Genomic DNA, 21,163 nt, shown 5'->3' on the forward strand with positions numbered 1-21,163 from the left:
CAACAATCTACAAAAACCTATTTTCAACCAAAGTCCACAATCTCTGCGCGTAAGAATCTGCCTTTTTCCAATCTCTTTCGTAATAGATATCGCTCAAAAATTCCTGAGCTTTTTCAACAGAAGTAAAAGAATTTAGAACAGCAACTACTTGATTTAGTTCACTTTGACTTCCTCCGAAAAGATGTTGAGAAAAAGCAATTCTGTCATTCAAATCAAGCTTGAATTCCGGTTTTGGTTTCGGTGCCTCCATATAATCTGTCGGCACATTATTTTTCAGAAGACTTCCGGAGGTTTGAACCGGAACAGGTTTTTCTTCCTCCTCCAAATGGTCATCATCAAACAAAGATTTTGCAATTTTCAAACCTTTGATATGAGCCAATTTGAATTTCTTATCGTGAGATTCTTCTTGAGTTTGAGATTCGTAAACTTCCTGAGTTTTTTCTTTAGGTTGGGTATTTTCTTTCGAAAACTCTACAATTTTTCTTCTATTTTCCTCAAGTTCTTTCAACTTAGCTTCTTTTTCTGCTAATCGAGCTTCGTAATCATCATTTGAAACTTGAGCAATTGGTTGTTCTTTTGTCATTGCAAAAGAAAACTGACTGTCTTGCATTGGTTCCAATTTCTCCGTTGGTTCTTCCAAAAGAATTTCTTCAGGAGTTTCAGCTTCAATTGTTTCTTGAGATTCATTGATAATTTCTTCCGTCACATTGATTGGAGTCAAAATATCAGAAATTACTTCCTCTATTTGTTCTTCATTTTGAACTTCAACGATTTCATTTAAAGCTTCATTTTCCAAAACCGGTTCTTCAACCAAATCTTCTTGAGCATCAATTTCTTCAAAAGAATGAACTTCTTCTACTTCCGGAACGTCATCAAAAATATCGTGAACTTCTGTTTCTTCAACTACAATTTCCGCCACTTTATTTTCTTCTTCAAAATCTTCTACAGAAATTAAATTTGAATCAGAGTTTGTTAATTGATTTTCAATAATTTGCAAAGGTTCAATTTCAGTTGACGAAAACTCAAAATTCTGAGAAACTTTAAGAAAAGAAAATTTTTGATATAACTGATTGATTTCATTTTCCTTCATCAAAATATCTTCGTAAGTATCAGATTTTGATAATTCTGACAAAAGATTCTTTATCTCTTCGAAAACTTTATCGTATGATTCCCGCCAATTTTGCATAATATATCTTATTAATTTTTACTTAAATTTGATGCTTATAAATTTAAGAACAATTTTGTTCCCAAAAAGGTTTCATCAAGTTTTTCTTTTATAATTTTAAAACAATTTTTTGCTAAATTAATAATGTTTTTAGAAAATACAATTAATCATTCCAAACAAAGCGGTTGGATGGAAGTTATCTGCGGTTCTATGTTCTCCGGAAAGACGGAAGAACTGATCAGAAGACTTCGTCGCGCAGAAATGGCTGGCCAGAATGTCGAGATTTTCAAACCGAAAATTGATACGCGATATTCTGATGAAGATGTCGTTTCGCATAATCAGACGAAAATCCGAAGTACAGCTGTGGAAAGTCCTTCCGAGATTCTTTTGTTGGGCTCTAATTGTGATGTTGTTGCGATAGATGAAGCACAGTTTTTTGATGAAAGCATTGTTGACGTAGCCAATCAATTAGCAAACAACGGAATACGAGTTGTGATTGCCGGATTGGATATGGATTTTCTTGGCCGTCCTTTTGGACCAATGCCAAATCTGATGGCAACTGCAGAATATGTGACCAAAGTGCACGCCATTTGTAAAAGAACCGGAAATCTTGCCAATTATTCGATGAGAACTTCTGCAGGAAAGGAATTGGTGGAACTTGGAGAAACCGAAGCTTATGATGCAGTGAGCAGAAGAGTTTTTGTGGATGAAGTTTTGAAAGCTAAAGATTAATATCATTATTTTAATTAAATTTGTTTAAATTTTAATAGTAAAAACTCTCACAAAATGATATTAGAAATTAAAAATTATATTAAAATAAGCAATTCGATTGATGAGATTTTGAAGAATTCTCCTTTTAAAATCAAATTTATCATTGAGAAAAGCGGGATTTCTGAACCTACATTTTTCCGTAAAATGAAGGAAAAGAAATTCAATCCGGAAGAGTTGCTCAAGATTGCGGAAATTATCGACCCGGAAACTTCTCTTTTACAAACTTTGGAAGAAGCTGAAAAAGATTTCAGTAATGGAATCTATTTTTCCCACGATGATGTAATGAAACTTTCCGAAGAACGATTTTTGAAAAAGTATGGAAATAAGGTGGTCTAAGTTTGCTCTTCAAGACCTTGAGCAAATAGAAGATTATATCGGGAATAGATTCACTTTTCGGGAATATCAAAATTTTATGAATATTCTCAATCATAAAATCGGATTGATTTTGGATAAAAAAGTAACTTTCCAAAAGCTGGAAAAATTTCCAAATTATAACAAACTTCTGATTACAGAACAAACAACTCTGATATATAAATTAGAATCTAAATATCTGAAAATATTACGGTTATATAACAATTATCAGGATGAAGATAAAAAATTCGTAATAGACGATTTATAAAATCAAATGAATTATACAGCAAAAGAAATTGCAGAAATTACCAATTCTGAAGTGATTGGAAATCAAGATATCAAAATCAAAAATTTGGCGTTTGACAGCCGAACGATTTATTCTACAAAAAATACTGCGTTTCTTGCGATAAGCACCAAAAAAAATTCTGGACAGAAATATATAGAAATTGTTATAGAAAAAGGAATTGATACGATTATTACTGAAAATAAAATTGATAATTCTTCTATCAATCAAATCATTACAAAAAATTCCGTTGAGTTTTTACAAACGCTTGCCAAATATCATTTTGAACATTCTGATATCAATTCGATTGGAATTACGGGAAGTAACGGAAAAACGATTCTGAAAGAATGGCTTTATCAATGTCTTTATAATGAGTTTGTTACGGTTAAAAGCCCGAAAAGTTTTAATTCTCAAATAGGCTTGCCATTATCATTGTTACAAATTGATAAAAAGCACGAGTTAGGAATCTTCGAAGTTGGAATTTCCAAGCCTGACGAAATGGAAAAACAGGAAAATGTTTTCCATCCAAAGATTGGATTATTGACACATATTGGAACCGCTCACTCGGCAAATTTCAGTTCTGAAGAAGAATTAATTAATGAAAAACTAAAGCTGTTCAAACAATCAGAAGTAATATTTTTTAATTCTGATAACGAATTGACAGACAAATTAATAAATCAATTATACTCAAGTAAAAAATTAATATCATATGGATTAAAAATTAATAATGATATTACTATAATTTCTGATGTTAATGACCGAACTCAGGATATTAAAATCAAATATTTTGATGAAGAATTTTCTTTGCCAATCAATCAAAGAGATGAAGCGACTTTAACCAATGTTTTAGCTTTGATTGGAATTTTGAAAGAATTTAAACTTTCAAATCTTCAAATCAAAGAAAAAATCGATGCACTCAAAGCGATTGAAATGCGTCTTGAAAGCATCGAAGGAATTAGAAACAATCTGATTATCAATGATTCTTATAATTTGGATTTGGATTCTTTGAAAATTGCTTTCCAGTTTATCGGCGAATATAACAAACCTAAAAAATCTCTGATTCTTACAGATATTCTGGATTCTAATGAGAATTCTGAAGAATTATATTCTGAGGTTTCTGAGCTGGTTAATGAACAAAAATTCGATAAAGTTTTCTTGATTGGTGAAGAAATTAGCTCGTTTTATAAACTATTTAATTCTGAAACTTTTACTTTTAATAATACGAATCAATTCATTGAAAGTAAAGTAATTAATGATTTAGAAAATCAAGTTATTCTTCTAAAAGGTGCCAGAAAATTTGAGATTGAAAAAATCAAAGAAATTCTTGAGCTTAGAAAACATGATACAGTTCTTGAAATCAATCTCAATGCAATTCTTCATAACATTAATTTCCATAAATCTCTGCTAAAACCTGAAACCAAAATGATGGCAATGGTAAAAGCAAATGCTTATGGATTAGGAAGTTATGAAATTTCTGAATTCCTTCAGCATCATCATATTGATTATCTTGGTGTTGCATTTGCTGACGAAGGTGTTGAATTAAGAAAGAAAGGAATTACAACGCCAATTATTGTGATGAATCCTGAACAGCACAGCTACGACAGCGTTATAGAATATAATCTGGAACCGGAAATCTACAGTCTTCGGGTTTTAGAATTATTCAATGAACAATTGATAAAATCTGGAAATCAACAGAAATATCCGATTCATATCAAATTGGAAACAGGAATGCATCGTCTTGGTTTTAAGGATTTTGAATTAGATGAATTAACTGAAAAATTAAACTTAATGAATGTAAAAGTTCAGAGTATTTTCAGTCATTTATCTTCATCTGATATACCTGAAGAAAAAAAATTTACTTTGAATCAATTAAAGACATTTGAAAAAAATTCAAGTTATTTGATTGATAAATTGGGTTATCAGCCAATCAGACATATTCTTAATTCCTCGGGAATTACCAATTATACTGATTATCAATACAATATGGTAAGAATTGGAATTGGAATGATTGGAGAAACATCAAATCCTGAAATTAAAAAACAACTTCAACATTCGGTTAGTTTTAAAACTGTAATTTCTCAAATTTCGGAAGTAAAAACTGGAGAATCGGTTGGTTATAGCAGAAGATTCAAAGCTGAACACGATACCAAAATTGCGACAATCCCCGTTGGTTATGCTGATGGAATTCCAAGATTGATTGGAAATAAAGTTGGAAATGTTGGGATTAATAATAAACTCAGTCCAATTGTCGGGAGTATTTGTATGGATATGATGATGATTGATGTGGATAATGTTGTTGCAAAAGAAGGCGATTCTGTAACGATTTTTAATTCAAATCCTACTCTTGAAGAATTTTCAAAATATTGTGGTACAATTACTTATGAAGTATTAACTTCGATTTCTCCGAGAGTCAAAAGAATCTATATAAAAAATTAGCAAATGATTAAGAAACTCTTTTATCTGATTTCATTTTTAGCTTATCTGATGAGTTATCCTCAGGTAAAAGAAAATCTTGTCATTCCAAAAAATCCTAAGATTGGTTTGTCGCTTTCTGGAGGAGGCGCAAAAGGTTTCACTCACGTTGGAGTTCTGAAAGTTTTGGATTCTCTAGGTGTTAAAATCGATTATATTTCTGGAACAAGTATGGGTGCGATTGTCGGCGGTTTATACGCTTCCGGCTACACAGGTAAAGATATTGAGAAAATCGTTATGGATACGGATTTCTATTCTTTGATAACGGAGACTAAAACAAGACAGGAAACGAGTTTTTTCAATAAAAATGTTGACAAATATCTGTTCACAGTTCCTTTTAAAAATGGAAAAATTTCTTTTCCTTCTTCCATTAGTACAGGACAGAGAAATGTTTATATGTTGAAAGAATTGCTTAGAAATGTTTCCAATATTGATGATTTTTCCAAACTTCCTATTCCTTTTATGTGTATTGGAACCAATCTTGAAAGTGGTGAAATGAAGATTTTTGAAAAGGGAGATTTGGTTTCATCTATTATGGCTAGCTCTGCTTTTCCTTCGCTTTTAGACCCTGTAAAAATTGGAGATAGTCTTTATGTTGACGGCGCAATGACAGTTAATTTTCCTTCAAAACCTCTGAAAGATAAAGGAATTGATATCGTGATTGGCGTTGACCTTAATCAACCTTTAGCAAAGCGTGGAAACCTTAACAATATTATTTCTATCCTTAATCAAATTATCGACTTCGGGATTCAAAAAGAAACGAAAAATCAATATAAATACACCGATATCAATATCAAACCGAACCTCACAGGAATGACTGCTACAAGTTACGATGACAAACGAAAAATCCTTGACAGCGGTTATGTAGAAGCTCAAAAATATGTTGATATTTTAAACGAATTACCCAAACGTCATTTCCAAAGAGTAAGGTCTTCTATCAATCAAATCTATTCCAGCGTTTACAAAATAGACAGTCTTGTGGTGGAAAATGGCAGAATTTATAAGTCCAACTATGTTCGTGGAAAAATGGGGCTTACTTTGCCTTCTATGCAGACTTATGGAAGCATCAATAAGATGATTGATAAACTGTATGCAACCAACAATTATAAATTTATCAATTACGACATCGTTCAGGAAAATAATGGAAGTTATCTTAAATTATATGTAACCGAAGACGATTCTCGCCATTTTTTGAAATTTGGACTTCATTATGACGAAGTTTTTAAGACAGGATTGTTACTTAATTATTCTGCGAAACGTCTTCTTTTTAGAAATTCAAACTTGTCATTAGATGTTGTGATTGGAGATAATCCTAGATATTATTTTAATTATTTTATTGATAACGGTTACATTCCAGGTTTTGGAATTTATTCTACAGGGATGACTTTTGACCTCAAAAACTTTGATAATAATACCACAGAAACTTGGGATTGGTTTAGAAATGAGGTCTTTTTACAATCTGTTTGGAAAGATAAATTTGCAATTGGCGGAGGTTTGAGCCACGATTATTTTGAAAGTGAAAGAAACGGTACCAACAAAAACATAGAAAAGTACCTTAATCCATATCTATTTCTGAAAAGCGATACTCAAAATGATAAAGATTTTCCAACAAAAGGATTTTACCTAAATGCAGAAGGAAAAATTATAGACCTTTTCAATTCAGAATTAGAGAAAAAACCAATTACTATAAAAGCAGATATCAAAATGAATTTCTCTATTTCAAAGATGTTCACTTACCGTTTGAATCTTTATGGAGGAATCACGATAGGTGAAGAAACTTTACCTTCTTTTTATCAATATAGAGTCGGTGGAATTTTTGAACAATCTATTGTCAATTTCAAAAGATTTGGAGGTTATCAATTCGGCTCTTTAACTGATAATAATATTTTCATAGCTTCCAATGATTTTCAGTTGAGATTTGGTAAAAACTATTTCTTAGTTGGTAATTTCAGTTTAGCAAATATGTTTAGCTCCATCAAATTCGAAGAAGCTGCAAAACTTAATTATAGTTCACTTGGATTGACTGCAGGTTACAAATCTCCATTTGGACAGATAAAAATCAATTTCAGTAAATCTCTTAACAAACATAAAGGCGTTTTCAGTGTCATCTTAGGACATTGGTTTTAAAAATATGATAAACTATTTTTTTGAAGAAATTGACAAAGTAGAAATCCATTCAAAAACTTCTGAATGGCTAGAAAACCTGATTCAAACAGAGAACAAGAAGCTCGGCGAAATCAATTATATCTTTTGTGACGACGAATATCTTCTCAAGGTCAATCAGGATTATCTCGACCACGATTATTACACCGACATCATCACATTTGACTATGTGAAGGGAAAAACCATTTCGGGAGATATTTTCGTATCTTTGCCGCGCATTTTTGACAACGCCTCTACCCTATCTCAAAACTTTGAATCAGAATTCAATCGCGTTTTGGCTCACGGGATTCTTCATCTTTGCGGATACAAGGATAAAACCGAGGAAGAACAAACACAAATGCGAGCAAAAGAAGATTTTTATATCAATCAATTTAAAAATTTTTAGGAGCTTAATCCCGCTTTCCGCTCATACTCCTCACGCCAATGCTTTTTCCAAAGCTAGTTGCGGGGTAACCGCTACAAAGCTAAGGATGAGCTTCGACGATTCAATAAAAAAATAATTAAATAATATTGAGTCAATCGGGGCTAGTTCCAATATTATGGTCAATGTTCCACGTGAAACATTACCTTTAAAATATAGAATATGATAAGCGAAATATACGACGTAATTGTAGTTGGAGCTGGTCACGCAGGTTGCGAGGCTGCTGCTGCTGCTGCCAATCTTGGTTCAAAAACGCTCCTTGTTACAATGAATATGCAAACCATTGGACAAATGAGCTGTAATCCAGCAATGGGAGGAATTGCAAAAGGACAAATTGTAAGAGAAATAGATGCAATGGGCGGTTATTCTGGCATTGTTGCCGACAAATCTGCAATCCAGTTCAAGATGCTGAATCTCTCCAAAGGTCCTGCAATGTGGTCTCCAAGAACACAAAATGACCGAATGATGTTTGCAGAAGAATGGCGTTTAGCATTAGAAAACACGCCAAATCTTGACTTTTTCCAAGATATGGTAAAGCAACTCATCATCGAAAATAACAAAGTTGCAGGTGTTATAACTTCTCTTGGAATCGAAATTAAAGCTAAATCTGTTGTTTTAACGAACGGAACTTTCCTGAATGGATTGATTCACGTTGGAGACAAACAATTAGGCGGTGGAAGAATGGGAGAACCAAGAGCTTTTGGAATTACTGAACAATTAGTTTCTTTAGGTTTTGAAGCTGGTAGAATGAAAACTGGAACTCCTCCTCGAGTGGACGGAAGAAGTCTAGATTATTCCAAAATGGAAGAACAAAAAGGCGATGAAAATCCTCAGAAATTCAGTTATTTAGACACACCTAAGTTAACCAAACAATTAAGCTGTCATATCGTTTATACCAACGAAACTGTACACGATATTTTACGTGAAGGATTTGACAGAAGTCCGATGTTTAATGGAACTATTCAGAGTTTAGGTCCAAGATATTGTCCAAGTATTGAGGATAAAATTAACCGTTTTGCTGAGAGAAACAGACATCAATTATTTGTAGAACCAGAAGGCTGGAAAACTGTGGAAATCTACGTTAACGGATTCAGTTCTTCTCTTCCAGAAGATGTTCAAATCAAAGCGATGAAACATATTCCAGGTTTCGAAAATGTAAAAGTTTTCCGTCCTGGTTATGCCATAGAATACGATTACTTCCCTCCTACCCAACTAAACCACACATTAGAAACAAAACTGGTTGAAAACCTTTATTTCGCTGGTCAAATCAATGGAACAACGGGTTATGAAGAAGCTGCAGGACAAGGTTTAATTGCAGGAATCAATGCGCATAATAAAGTTCACGACAAAGGAGAATTTATTTTGAATAGAGATGAAGCTTATATAGGTGTTTTAATTGATGATTTAATTACAAAAGGAACTGAAGAACCTTACAGAATGTTCACTTCCAGAGCTGAATATAGATTGCTATTGAGACAAGATAATGCGGATATCAGATTAACTGAAAAAGCTTACAACCTTGGTTTAGCTAAGGAAAACAGACTTAGAAAAGTTGAAGAAAAAATAGCAAAAAGTGAAGAATTAGAGACTTTCCTTAGAGAAACTTCTCTTAAACCAGGAATTATTAATCCAATTCTTGAAACCATTGAATCCTCTCCTGTTGATCAAGCTTACAGAGCTGCTCAAATTTTGACTCGTCCTAATATGACTTTGGAAAGATTAGAAGCAATTGAGGCAATAAAAGATGTAGCATCAACTTACAAAGATGAAGTAAGAGAACAGGCAGAAATCAATATCAAATACAAAGGTTACATAGAGAAAGAAAAGGAAAATGTGGCTAAACTGAATAGATTAGAAACTATTAGAATTCCTGAAGATTTTGATTATTCTAAAATCACTTCTCTTTCAGCTGAAGCTAAACAAAAAATGAGCAAAGTAAAACCTAAAACTATTGCACAAGCAGGAAGAATCAGTGGTGTTTCGCCAGCAGATATTAATGTACTTTTAATATACTTGGGAAGATAAAATTATAAATGTTCCACGTGAAACATTACAAAGAACAATGTTATTTTTCATTGTTCTTTTTGTTTAAAAACTTTGAATTAATTTATGAAAATTAAAGACCACTTTCTTACACAAGAAGAATTTGAAATTGTAGAAACAGAAACAAAAGGAGTTTTCAAAACCTCCCCTATTCCTTCTAATATTTCAAGATATTATGAAAGTGAAGATTATATTTCGCATCATCAGGATTCGGGAAGTTTAAAAGAAAAACTTTATAAATTTCTACAGTCTTTTAATCTTCAATACAAGAAAAATATTCTCGTAGATAGAATTAAAAAAGGTTCAAATGTTTTAGATTATGGTTGCGGTGCCGGAGAATTTGTTAAATATATTGAAAATGATTTTCATACTTTTGGATATGAACCAAATTCAAATGCTAGAAATGCAGCAATTAATAAGATCTCAAAAGCTAAAATAATTGATGATTTAAATTCAATTGAAAATCAAAGTTTAGATGCAATTAGTTTATGGCACGTTTTCGAACACATCGAAAATCAGAAAGAAATGTTAGATATTTTTCATTCAAAATTAAAAGAAAAAGGATTGTTAGTTATTGCCGTTCCGAATCCAACTTCTTACGATGCGAAACATTATAAAGAATTTTGGGCAGCGTATGATGTACCGAGACACATCTATCATTTTTCAAAAAATGGAATGGAAAATTTGATTTCGAAAAATCCAGATTGGAAATTAAGAAAAATCAAACCTCTCCTACTCGATTCATTTTATATCTCGATGTTGAGTGAAAAATATAAGAAATCACCTCTTTTTTGGCTAAAAGCTGTAGTTCACGGAACGATTTCTAACGTAAAAGCACTTTTTAACACCGAATTTTCCAGTTTGATATATATTATTGAAAAAAAATAGAAAATCGATTTTTGATACAATTCTGAAAGCCAATTTTCAGACATTTTGTTTAAAAATTGTTAATAAATACAAAATTTAAAAAAAATTTCAATGATTTTTAATTTCCAATTAAAGTCACTGAGAATCGCTTAAAAAATTTTTACTGAAACTTATTCAAGTATAGAGAAAATAAAAACCGACAATTTTTTTTGTCGGTTTTTAAATTTATTTGGAAAAGTAAATTTCTATTTATTAATTGCAGCTACTCCTGGAAGTTCTAATCCTTCCAAGCTTTCCAACATTGCTCCTCCTCCTGTTGAAACATAACTTACTTTATCAGAATAACCAAATTGTTTTACGAAAGCAACACTGTCTCCTCCTCCAACTAATGAGAAAGCTCCTAATTTTGTAGCTTCAGCAATACTGTCACCTAAAGCTTTAGTTCCAGCAGCAAAATTTGACATTTCAAAAACTCCGATTGGACCATTCCAAAGAATAGTTTTAGAATTCATCAAGACATCATTGAAAATATCTCTTGATTTTGGACCTGCATCCAGACCTTGCCAATCTTCTGGAATCTCTCTAATGTCAGCAACTTTTCTTTCAGCTTCGTTATTAAAATCATCAGCAATCACAACATCTGTCGGAAGATAAACATTTACGTTATGTTCTTTTGCTTTAGCCAGAATTTCTAATGCAAGATTCAATTTATCATCTTCAACAATAGATTGCCCAATTTTTCCACCAAGTGCTTTGATGAAAGTAAAAGACATTCCTCCACCAACAATCAAATTATCAATTGCAGGAAGAATATTTTCTATAATGGTGATTTTTGTAGAAACTTTTGAACCTCCAAGTATCGCAGTTACAGGCTTTTCACCAGATTTTAGAACTTTATCAATCGCTACTAATTCTTTTTCCATTAGTAAACCGAAAAATTTAGTAGAAGGAAAGAAATTTGCAATTACAGCTGTAGAAGCGTGTGCTCTGTGAGCAGTTCCGAAAGCATCATTCACGTAAGCTTCACCTAATTTAGACAACTTTTCTGCAAAAGCTTCATCACCTTTTTCTTCTTCATTATGAAAACGTAGATTTTCCAATAATAAGATTTCTCCAGCCTGAAGTTCAGCAGCAGCTTGTTCAGCCTTCTCTCCTACCGATTCTTCAACAAACTTCACTTCTTGGCCAAGAACTTTAGAAACTTCTTTCAAAATGTGTTTAAGAGAATATTTGTCATTCACCTCTCCTTTTGGTCTTCCAAGGTGTGTCATTAATATAACAGATCCACCGTCAGCCAAGATTTTATCAACTGTAGGTTTTACGGCAACGATTCTTGTATTATCGGTCACATTAAGATTCTCATCTTGAGGAACATTGAAATCAACTCTTATTAAAGCTTTTTTGTTTTTAAAATCGAAATCTTTAATTGTTTTCATTTAAAATATATTTAAGGTTTTTATTGAGATTTGAAATCACTCCTCCTCTCTTTGTTTCACAAATTTAAAACTTATTCCCTCCTTTCGGAAATTTTATTCTCAAAAAAATTCCACAAACTTTTCTTACAATCATAAACAACTTTTTTTTTCTTTTTAAAAAAAATAAGAATGTAGTATATTGTTGTAGACGAGAGTATGGGGATAAATAAATCTTGAATATTTTATCACAAGAAATGTAGATTAATTAAGACTTTTTAAACATTATTAATGTTCTTTTAATCAATAGATTAATTATGTTATTAACAATTGTTGATAAATGTAAAATCAACTCATTCTTCAAAACCATCTTGCGGATAAATGAAGGGAATCTCCAATAAAAGTTTTCTAAAAATTTTGTTAAAATATTTGTCAACAATTTTCATTACAAAATTTGTTTAAAAACTAAAAGAAATATTTAAAAGAAGTTATCCACAGGTTTTCTAACAATTTCTAACAAAGTATAAGATATTAATTAATAATATTGAAAATTGTTTGTTTTTTATACATTATAGGATTAATTAAGTTAAGATATATATAATTAATATAAAATATTATTATCAATTGTATTAAAATATTGTAACAACAATTTCAAAATATGTAGTAATTTTATACTGAAATAAATGAATTATTAAAAAAACAATGAATTCGCAGACAAGCGATTCCATTTTACCATTAAAAATAATAAGTATATAAAAATGAAAAAGATAGCAATAGCCGCAGACCACGCCGGTTTTGAATACAAAGAATTAATAAAAAAATACCTCGAAGATAAGTATGAAGTTCAGGATTTTGGAACCTACTCTACTGATTCTGTAGACTATCCGGACTTTGTACATCCAGCAGCAAATTCTGTTGAAAATGGAGAAAACGAATTAGGAATTTTGATTTGTGGAAGTGGAAATGGTGTTCAAATCACGGCAAACAAACATCAGAACATAAGATGTGCACTTTGTTGGATGCCGGAAATTGCTTCTCTTGCAAGACAACATAACGATGCGAATATGATTTCGATTCCTGCGAGATTTATTTCAAAAGAGTTAGCTTTCGAGATTGTAGATAAATTCCTAACAACAGATTTCGAAGGTGGAAGACATCAGAACCGAGTTGATAAAATCACATTTTGCTAAGCATAAAAAGCCTGTAATTGCTAAGATTACAGGCTTTATTTTTAAAGTTATATCTTTGCAACGCATTTCACAGAGAAAGTTCTTTCTCACGAAACCATAAATTAATACAAAGGTTTCCAAAACTCCCCTATTTTTATTATATATTTATTGAATAAAATAATCCATTTGTGGGATTATTATTGTTGTTGATAAATGTAGTTGAATTATAACTAGAAACAAATGAAAAACAAAAAACATACAAGTCATAAAAACGACCAAAAACTTCTGGATATCGGAAGGAAAATCATTCGTTTTATGAATCAGAAAACTTCCAAAATCTACAATTATAAACAGATTGCGGAAGGTATAGATTACAAAAATCCAAGACAAAGAGAGCTTGTAATTCAAGCACTTCACAGACTCTTGGCAACTCAGAAAATTAAAGAAACCGAAAAAGGAAAATATATTGTTAACCTCAATATAGAAGGGACTTTGACAGGTGTTATAGATTTTAATCAATCCGGAAATGCTTATGTTAAAGTGGAAGGAATCAATGATGATATCTTCGTCCATCAGAAAAATGTGAAAGACGCTCTACAAGGCGACAAAGTCCTGATTGTAACTTACAATTTCAAAGGCAAAAAACTAGAAGGTTCTGTTGTAGAAGTTTTGGAACGAGCAAAAGAGGTTTTTGTTGGAACTTTCCAAAAGATTTCGGACAAGGATTTCGGGTTTGTGGTTTTGGATAAGAAGAAACTTAATACAGATATTTTCATTTCCAAAAACCATTTTAATGGAGCAGAAGACGGCGATAAAGTCATCGTAAAAATGCTGGAATGGAAGCCTGGAAGCAAGAATCCAGAAGGAGAAATCACAACTGTTCTTGGCGCTCCTGGCGACCACGAAACAGAGATTCATTCGATTTTAGCAGAATATGGTTTACCTTACAATTTCCCACCAGAAGTGGAACACGATGCTGACCAAATCGACAGAAGTATCAATGCAGATGAAGTGGCGAAACGCTGGGATATGCGTGATATTTTAACATTTACGATTGACCCTAAAGATGCGAAAGATTTTGATGATGCCTTGTCTATCAGAAAATTAGAAAATGGACTTTGGGAAATTGGTGTTCACATTGCGGACGTTTCTCATTATGTGAAACTTGGGACGATTTTGGATGAAGAAGCTTATAACAGAGCAACTTCGGTTTATCTGGTTGATAGAGTAGTGCCGATGCTTCCGGAAGTTTTGAGTAACGATGTTTGTTCATTGCGCCCAAATGAAGATAAATTCACATTCTCAGCTGTTTTTGAACTGGATGAAGATGCGAAAATCCATAAACAATGGTTTGGTAGAACGGTAATCCATTCAGACAGAAGATTTGCTTACGAAGAAGCTCAGGAAAGAATCGAAACTGGAGAAGGAGACTTGGTTGAGGAAATTCTTCAGTTGGATAAATTAGCCAAAATAATGAGAGCGGAACGTATCAGAAATGGTGCGATTACCTTTGATAGGAGCGAAGTAAGATTCAATCTGGATGAAAATAACAAACCGATTGGTGTTTACTTCAAAGTCAGTAAAGATTCCAATCATTTGATTGAAGAATTTATGCTTTTGGCGAATAAAAAAGTATCCGAATTTATTTCATTAAATAAAAGAAATGAACCAACTGGAAACACTTTCATTTACAGGATTCACGATGACCCAGACCCAGCGAAATTAACCGCTTTGCGAGATTTCGTAAGAACTTTCGGTTACAAAATGGACTTGGCAAATACCCAAAAAGTCGCTGAATCTTTGAATAAATTATTGAGTGATGTCAAAGGCAAAGGCGAAGAAAATATGATTGAAACGCTGGCGATGAGAAGTATGAGCAAAGCCGTTTATTCCACAGACCCGATTGGACATTACGGACTTGGCTTCGAATATTATTCGCACTTTACATCGCCCATTCGTCGTTATCCGGATTTGATTGCGCACAGATTGTTACAGCATTATTTGGACGGTGGAAAATCGCCAAATAAAGAGGAAGTGGAAGAGAAGGCAAAACATTGTTCAGCAATGGAAAGATTAGCTTCTGAAGCGGAAAGAGAAAGCATCAAATTTATGCAGGTCAAGTTTATGGAAGACCACGTTGGCGAAGTTTTCTCTGGCGTTATTTCCGGTGTTGCAGAGTATGGTTTCTGGGTAGAAATTCCAGAAAATGGGGCAGAAGGCATGATAAAACTCCGCGATTTGGTGGACGATTCTTATTCTTTAGATGCAAAAAATTATGCGATTATTGGTTCCAGAACAGGCAATACTTATCAGCTCGGAGACGAGGTAAAAATAAAGGTAGTGAAAGCTAATTTGATTGCAAAGCAGTTGGATTTTAAGATTGTCAATTAGAATTAATTTCTTACTGACATTCAATTTTATAACCTTAGAAAAACTCTCGCAGATTATTTTGATTTTACAGATTTAGAATATCTATAAAAATCTGCTGAATTAGCAAAATCTGCGAGATAAGTTATATTAACTTCAATTTATCAGAGTATCTTAAATTTTAAATCTCTATTTTTACAGCCGGTTCTGAAATTTAAAAAAAAATGCTCGAACTCATTTTATACGCTGTCGGATTAGGAATAATGCTAAGTTTGGTCTTTATTGGACCTATTTTTTTCCTACTGATAGAAACCAGTTTTTCCCGCGGTCCAAGACATGCCATTGCTTTGGATATCGGTGTAGTTTCTGCTGATTTACTTTGTATCGTTGTCAGTTATTACGCCAGCGCTGATTTGGTAAGTCTTATTGATAAACATCCCGGATTTTACCGGATTTCGGCGTTTCTCATCTTGATTTATGCCATTTATATGTTGCTTTCCAGAACCAAAATGCATATCGAAGGCGAAGAAAAACTCATCGATCAAAATTATTTCAAAACCTTCCTTAACGGCTTTTTACTCAATTTACTTAACATTGGTGTTGTTCTTTTTTGGTTAGTAACAGTTCTTTCTGTTCGGAAAGAATATCCGAGAGTTCAGGATTTTGTCCTTTACATTGGGATTGTAATTGGAACATATCTTCTTATAGACCTTTCCAAAATCTTTTTAGCAAAGCAATTCCACGATAAGCTTAATCAAAGAGTAGCCAATAAAATAAGGAAAGCAGTAGGTTGTATTTTGATATTATTCAGTTTCTTTATTTTCCTTCAAAGCTTCAAAAAGTTCAACAAGTTCGACGAGAAATTAGAACGAGCAGAAAAACAGCAGCCGAAGATTAAGTAGAATTATTTGGACAACTTATCCGCCTGTAGTTTATCCTGAGCTTGTCGAAGGGCTCAATCGTTCAAGTCGGGTTGCAGATTCAACATAAATCGACGGTTAACATATAAACCCAATTTTGTCATTTCGTATGAATCTAAATGGATGAGATTCCTATGCAATAACAAAATAACTTGAGAATTTTTGCTGAGCGAAGCGTCTTTGTGACCCTAAAATATTTTCAATAAAATAAAAAAATCTTTGCGACCTTTGCGTTAAATCAAATACATCAAAAACACACAAATGCAAAATATTATTTTCCCAAAACCGCTCAAAAAAGGAGATAAAATAGCCATTATTTCACCGGCAGGTTCTGTTGAGATTCCGCAATTAGAAAAAACTTTAGAATTAATAAAATCCAAAGGTTACGAACCTATTTTAGGCGAAAATCTCTACACAAAATACCAAAACGGCTATTCATACGCCGGAACCGAGAAACAGCGAATAAACGATATCAATTGGGCTTTAAATGACAAAGAGATTTCTGCAGTCTGGGCTTCAAGAGGTGGTTATGGTTGTCAGCATCTTTTGCAGGATTTGAAACTAACTGAGTTCAAGGAAAATCCAAAATGGTATATTGGTTATTCTGACAATACGGTTATTCAAAGCTATTTGTTGAAAAAAGGTTTTGCATCTATCCACGGACAAACCATTAAAACTTCAAGTTTTGGCGTTACAGAAGAAAGTTATGAATTGATTTTTGATATTCTGAAAGGCAAGAAACTCAATTATAAAATAGATTCAAATCCAAATAATAGAGTAGGAGAGACTTCCGGAATTCTGGTTGGTGGAAATCTTGCGTTGGTTTATGCACTTTTAGGAACCAGTTATTCTTTTGATTTCACAGATAAAATCTTATTCATAGAAGATATTGGCGAGAATTTCTATGCGCTGGACCGAATGATAATGAGTCTGGTATTAGCGGACGTTTTCAAAAAAATAAAAGGCTTAATTGTTGGCGGAATGATCAATATGGGAAAAGAAACCGAGAACAAAGAATATGAAGAATCCTTCGATTCATTTGCTTATCAATTAATTGCTGACAGATTCTCCAAATATGATTTTCCAACAGTTTTTGGCTTTCCAAATGGACATATTTTTGATAATAGACCATTGATTATTGGTTCAGAAATCAATCTGAAAGTTGGCAAAAAAGTTATTGTTGAGTTTCATTAATCACAATTTACAATGGCAGATCATAACGAGTTTGGAAAAATTGCTGAAGATTTAGCAGTTGATTTTTTAGTCAAGAATCAATATAAGATTCTAGCTCGTAATTTCCGTTACTTGAAAGCCGAAGTGGATATCATCGCGGAATTTGAAAATCAAATCGTTATTGTAGAAGTCAAAGCCAGAAATACCGATGCTTTTCTGGAACCTCAAGAAGCAGTTAATAAGAAGAAAATCAAATTGTTAATATCAGCTTCCAATTATTTCATCGAGGAAAATAATATTGATAAAGAAGTCAGGTTTGATATTATTTCGGTGCTTCCAAACAAACAAAAAACTTTGGAAATCCATCATATTATTGATGCTTTCCAAAGTTTTGAAATATAGCTTTGAAGACTAAAAAGAATATAGACGGATAGATAATAGACATTGATTAGTAAATCTATTATCTATCCGTCTATCATCTCTTAATCTTTACTTAATCTCCACACATCCAACTCTTCCGCCCGCATTTCCGGTTGGTTGCGTATGGAAATCATCAACTCCTGCGTGGATTACAATGGCCTTTCCAATGATATTTTTCATTGGGTCATCACAACCAAGACACCATTTATCTGTACTGAAAACCAATCTTGCTTGTCCATCTTTATTAGCTTCCAGATTTCCAATATCTCCCATATGGAAGTGTTCTGTGTCCCATTTTCCGTGGTCGTCTTTTCCGGGATTCCAATGTCCACCGGCAGAAGAAGCATCTGTTGCACCGCAATTTCCAAATTCGTGGATGTGAACAGCGTGAAGACCGGGTGTTAATTTGAAAACACTCAGATCCATTTCAACTTTACCTTTTTTTTGCTTGAAATTAGCCGTTCCCTGAGTCTCTGTATGAGATTTTGGACGAATAATGTATTCTTTTGAAATAGTTTTGCAAGAAGCTAGTGTAAGTCCCACAATACCAATAAGTATTAGATTTTTCATTATAAAAAGTTTATTTGTTTAAAGTTAATTATTATTTTTCCGATATAACAAATTTAAAGCCAATATTATAAAGTCAATGTTTTACGTGAAACATTTACCATTCGGTTAGCAATATATACGGTTCGGTCATAATTAATTTAATATTATCATTCGCCGAAATATCTTTGAGTCAAAATTAAGTCATATGAAAACTCAACGTAAACTTTTTAGCTTATTAACTTTAGTAATTGGAATCAGTATTTGGTCGCAAATTACCGTTTCCGGAAAAGTGACTTATAAGAATAAAGTATTGAAAGACATTAATGTAACACTCAAAGATACTTATGACGGCGCAACAACCGATGCTAATGGAAATTATTCTTTCACAACCTCAGAAACTGGAGATAAGATTTTGGTTTTTTCAGGACAAAATTATGATGAAGTTGAACTTCCTGTAAAAATTGAAGGCAAAAACATTTTGATGAATGCCAATCTTAAAGAACAAATCAGCGAAATCAATGCGGTTGTGATTACTGCAGGAAGTATAGAAGCCAGTGACAAGAAACGTGCAACAGCTTTATTGACACCTTTGGATGTATATACAACTGCTGGTGCAAATGGACAGATTTCTTCAGCTTTAGGATATTTACCAGGCGTTCAGAAAGTGGGAGAGAGTGAAGGATTATTCGTGAGAGGTGGAACAGGTGCTGAAACCAAAATCTTTATGGACGGCAATCTGGTCAATAATTATTTCACCAATTCGGTTCCGGGAATTGCGGGAAGAGACCGTTTTAATACTTCGCTATTTAAAGGAAATATATTTTCAAGTGGTGGATATTCAGCGATTTACGGACAGGCTTTGTCGTCGGTTCTAGTTTTAGAAAGTGTGGATTTGCCGGAAACGAAATCTTTTGATTTCGGCGTTTCTCCGATTTTCCTAAGTGCAAATTATCAAAAACTGAATCAGAAAAAAACAGCTTCTTGGGGTTTTGCTGGAGGTTATTCGAATCTTGGATTGATGGGGAAATTATTCAATTTCAATACAGATTTTGACAAATATCCTCAAGGTTATGGATTTAATGGAAACTTTAGAATTAAAACTAAAAAAGGAGGTTTTATCAAATATTATGGAAGTGTAGATGAAAACAAAATGGCAGTTGGTTCAGAAAGTCTGGAACCCGATTCTGACAAAAATATGGTAAGTCTGAAAGGACAGAATATGTATCACAATTTATCTTACAGAGAGAAATTCGGGAAATATTTCCTGAACATCGGAACTTCTTACACTTACAATTCCAGTGATTTGAATTTTGCAACTTTTCTTAATGATGTAGAGCAGTCTAACACACTAATTAATAATCAATCCAATTACATCAATGCAAAAGCAGTTGTTGAAAGAAAAATCGATAGAGCAAGTGTTTTGAGAGCCGGATTCGAATTGAATAATGCTGATGAAAATATGAAATATGGAACTTTCGAAAGAAATTATAAAGATTTAATTTCGTCCGCTTTTGCAGAAACAGATTTGATTTTTACTAATAATTTAACGGCGAAAGTCGGTGCCAGAACAGAACATTCTTCTTATCTGGACAAATGGAATTTCTCGCCAAGAGTAGCCTTAGCTTATAGAATTTCGAAAGATTGGACAACTTCTTTAGCTTACGGAATCTTCTATCAAAATCCGGAAAGCAAATACCTTTACAGCAAGAATTTTGATTTCCAGAGAGCTGACCACTATATCTTTCAGGTTCAGAAAAATGCGAATGGAAGAAGTTTGAGATTCGAAGCATTTTATAAAAAATATGACGATTTGATTAAAACCATTTCGTTGGCAGATAATGTGTCTTCGGCCAATAATCAATATTATCAGATTGCGAATAGTAATGCTGGAAAAGGTTTTGCAAAAGGAATCGAGTTTTTTTGGAGAGACAAAAAAACATTTAAAGAGATTGATTATTGGTTAACTTATTCTTATTTGGATTCTAAAAGAGACTTCTTAAACTATCCTTTTAGTTTAGCTCCCAATTTTGCTTCAAAACATACTCTTAATGCTGTTGCGAAGAAGTTTGTGATGGATTGGAAAACTGGATTTAATCTGTCTTATACTTATTCCAAAGGACGACCTTATTATGATTTGGTTTCAGAAAATGGAGAGAATATCGTTCGTCATCAAGGAAAGTTGAAAGATTACAGCGGACTGAACTTTAGTATCAATTATGTTCCAAGTGTTGGGAAAAAAGATTCGAAATCATTTACTGTATTTGTTTTGAGTATTAATAATATCCTTGGAAATAAAAATGTTTACGGATACAATTATTCTGCCGATGGAAATAGCAGAACAGCTGTTAGACCACCAGTTAATACATTTGTTTTTGTTGGAGTATTTGTGAGTTTTGGTGTTGATAAGACGAATGATGCTATTAATAATAATTTGTAAGTGATTTAAATAAGTGATTTAAAACCACAAAAGGCACAGAAGTTTGATTTTAAATAAGTTAACTTATTTGAACTTTTAAAATTCAACTTAGAATAATCAATCAATATTAATCGTTTGTGGTTGAAAACTTAATTAAAATTACAATTCAGACATCAAAAATAACAGTTCGGTGTAATAAAA

The 21,163-nt window shown here is 32.7% G+C and carries 17 protein-coding genes; 14 read left to right on the forward strand and 3 right to left on the reverse strand.

What is annotated here, in order from left to right:
- Nucleotides 1-7: 7 nt before the first annotated feature.
- Nucleotides 8-1,186 (reverse strand): hypothetical protein, encoded by a 1,179-nt coding sequence (locus RTY06_RS08160; protein ID WP_312824131.1) that lies wholly within the window; start codon nucleotides 1,184-1,186, stop codon nucleotides 8-10.
- A gap of 123 nt (nucleotides 1,187-1,309) precedes the next feature.
- On the opposite strand from RTY06_RS08160, the gene RTY06_RS08165 reads away from it, so the two are divergent.
- The 8 genes from RTY06_RS08165 to RTY06_RS08200 all read left to right on the forward strand — a co-directional run bounded on the left by RTY06_RS08165 (nucleotide 1,310) and on the right by RTY06_RS08200 (nucleotide 10,557).
- Nucleotides 1,310-1,897 carry a thymidine kinase gene (locus RTY06_RS08165; protein WP_312824132.1) on the forward strand — a complete coding sequence of 196 codons (588 nt, stop codon included), beginning with the start codon at nucleotides 1,310-1,312 and terminating at the stop codon, nucleotides 1,895-1,897.
- A gap of 54 nt (nucleotides 1,898-1,951) precedes the next feature.
- A complete protein-coding gene (locus RTY06_RS08170; RefSeq protein ID WP_312824133.1) occupies nucleotides 1,952-2,272 on the forward strand; it encodes a hypothetical protein in 321 nt (106 codons plus the stop codon).
- A complete protein-coding gene (locus tag RTY06_RS08175) occupies nucleotides 2,253-2,555 on the forward strand; it encodes a hypothetical protein (RefSeq protein WP_312824135.1) in 303 nt (100 codons plus the stop codon). The genes RTY06_RS08170 and RTY06_RS08175 overlap by 20 nt, the downstream gene beginning before the upstream one ends.
- A gap of 6 nt (nucleotides 2,556-2,561) precedes the next feature.
- Nucleotides 2,562-5,006 carry a bifunctional UDP-N-acetylmuramoyl-tripeptide:D-alanyl-D-alanine ligase/alanine racemase gene (locus RTY06_RS08180; protein ID WP_312824137.1) on the forward strand — a complete coding sequence of 815 codons (2,445 nt, stop codon included), beginning with the start codon at nucleotides 2,562-2,564 and terminating at the stop codon, nucleotides 5,004-5,006.
- A gap of 3 nt (nucleotides 5,007-5,009) precedes the next feature.
- Nucleotides 5,010-7,169, forward strand: coding sequence for a patatin-like phospholipase family protein (locus tag RTY06_RS08185; protein WP_312824139.1), 2,160 nt, complete (start codon nucleotides 5,010-5,012; stop codon nucleotides 7,167-7,169).
- A 4-nt stretch (nucleotides 7,170-7,173) separates the two neighbouring features.
- The gene (gene ybeY, locus RTY06_RS08190) at nucleotides 7,174-7,590 is read left to right on the forward strand and encodes an rRNA maturation RNase YbeY (RefSeq protein WP_312824140.1); all 417 of its coding nucleotides are present in this window, start codon (nucleotides 7,174-7,176) and stop codon (nucleotides 7,588-7,590) included.
- A 198-nt stretch (nucleotides 7,591-7,788) separates the two neighbouring features.
- Entirely contained in the window at nucleotides 7,789-9,651 is a 1,863-nt protein-coding gene (mnmG, locus tag RTY06_RS08195; protein ID WP_312824141.1) for a tRNA uridine-5-carboxymethylaminomethyl(34) synthesis enzyme MnmG, read from the forward strand.
- An 84-nt stretch (nucleotides 9,652-9,735) separates the two neighbouring features.
- Nucleotides 9,736-10,557, forward strand: coding sequence for a class I SAM-dependent methyltransferase (locus tag RTY06_RS08200; protein WP_312824142.1), 822 nt, complete (start codon nucleotides 9,736-9,738; stop codon nucleotides 10,555-10,557).
- Nucleotides 10,558-10,781: 224 nt separating this feature from the next.
- On the opposite strand, the gene RTY06_RS08205 is transcribed toward RTY06_RS08200, so the two are convergent.
- On the reverse strand, nucleotides 10,782-11,972 hold the full coding sequence (locus tag RTY06_RS08205; RefSeq protein WP_312824144.1) for a phosphoglycerate kinase: 1,191 nt from the start codon (nucleotides 11,970-11,972) through the stop codon (nucleotides 10,782-10,784).
- A gap of 734 nt (nucleotides 11,973-12,706) precedes the next feature.
- On the opposite strand from RTY06_RS08205, the gene rpiB reads away from it, so the two are divergent.
- The 5 genes from rpiB to RTY06_RS08230 all read left to right on the forward strand — a co-directional run bounded on the left by rpiB (nucleotide 12,707) and on the right by RTY06_RS08230 (nucleotide 17,979).
- Complete coding sequence (gene rpiB, locus RTY06_RS08210) at nucleotides 12,707-13,138, forward strand: ribose 5-phosphate isomerase B (protein WP_312824145.1); 432 nt, start codon at nucleotides 12,707-12,709, stop codon at nucleotides 13,136-13,138.
- Nucleotides 13,139-13,357: 219 nt separating this feature from the next.
- On the forward strand, nucleotides 13,358-15,508 hold the full coding sequence (gene rnr, locus RTY06_RS08215) for a ribonuclease R (RefSeq protein WP_312824146.1): 2,151 nt from the start codon (nucleotides 13,358-13,360) through the stop codon (nucleotides 15,506-15,508).
- Nucleotides 15,509-15,708: 200 nt separating this feature from the next.
- The gene (locus RTY06_RS08220) at nucleotides 15,709-16,386 is read left to right on the forward strand and encodes a LysE family transporter (protein ID WP_312824147.1); all 678 of its coding nucleotides are present in this window, start codon (nucleotides 15,709-15,711) and stop codon (nucleotides 16,384-16,386) included.
- Between the two features lie 279 nt (nucleotides 16,387-16,665).
- The gene (locus RTY06_RS08225) at nucleotides 16,666-17,598 is read left to right on the forward strand and encodes an LD-carboxypeptidase (RefSeq protein WP_312824149.1); all 933 of its coding nucleotides are present in this window, start codon (nucleotides 16,666-16,668) and stop codon (nucleotides 17,596-17,598) included.
- Nucleotides 17,599-17,610: 12 nt separating this feature from the next.
- Nucleotides 17,611-17,979 carry a YraN family protein gene (locus RTY06_RS08230; RefSeq protein WP_312824151.1) on the forward strand — a complete coding sequence of 123 codons (369 nt, stop codon included), beginning with the start codon at nucleotides 17,611-17,613 and terminating at the stop codon, nucleotides 17,977-17,979.
- A gap of 87 nt (nucleotides 17,980-18,066) precedes the next feature.
- Here the strand turns inward: RTY06_RS08230 and RTY06_RS08235 are convergent, their stop codons facing one another.
- Nucleotides 18,067-18,567, reverse strand: coding sequence for a superoxide dismutase family protein (locus RTY06_RS08235; RefSeq protein ID WP_312824152.1), 501 nt, complete (start codon nucleotides 18,565-18,567; stop codon nucleotides 18,067-18,069).
- A 184-nt stretch (nucleotides 18,568-18,751) separates the two neighbouring features.
- Between RTY06_RS08235 and RTY06_RS08240 the strand changes: the two genes are divergently transcribed.
- Nucleotides 18,752-20,983 carry a TonB-dependent receptor gene (locus RTY06_RS08240; RefSeq protein WP_312824154.1) on the forward strand — a complete coding sequence of 744 codons (2,232 nt, stop codon included), beginning with the start codon at nucleotides 18,752-18,754 and terminating at the stop codon, nucleotides 20,981-20,983.
- The last annotated feature ends 180 nt before the right edge of the window (nucleotides 20,984-21,163 follow it).

This window comes from Epilithonimonas sp. (genome assembly GCF_032055105.1).
GTDB lineage: Bacteria > Bacteroidota > Bacteroidia > Flavobacteriales > Weeksellaceae > Epilithonimonas.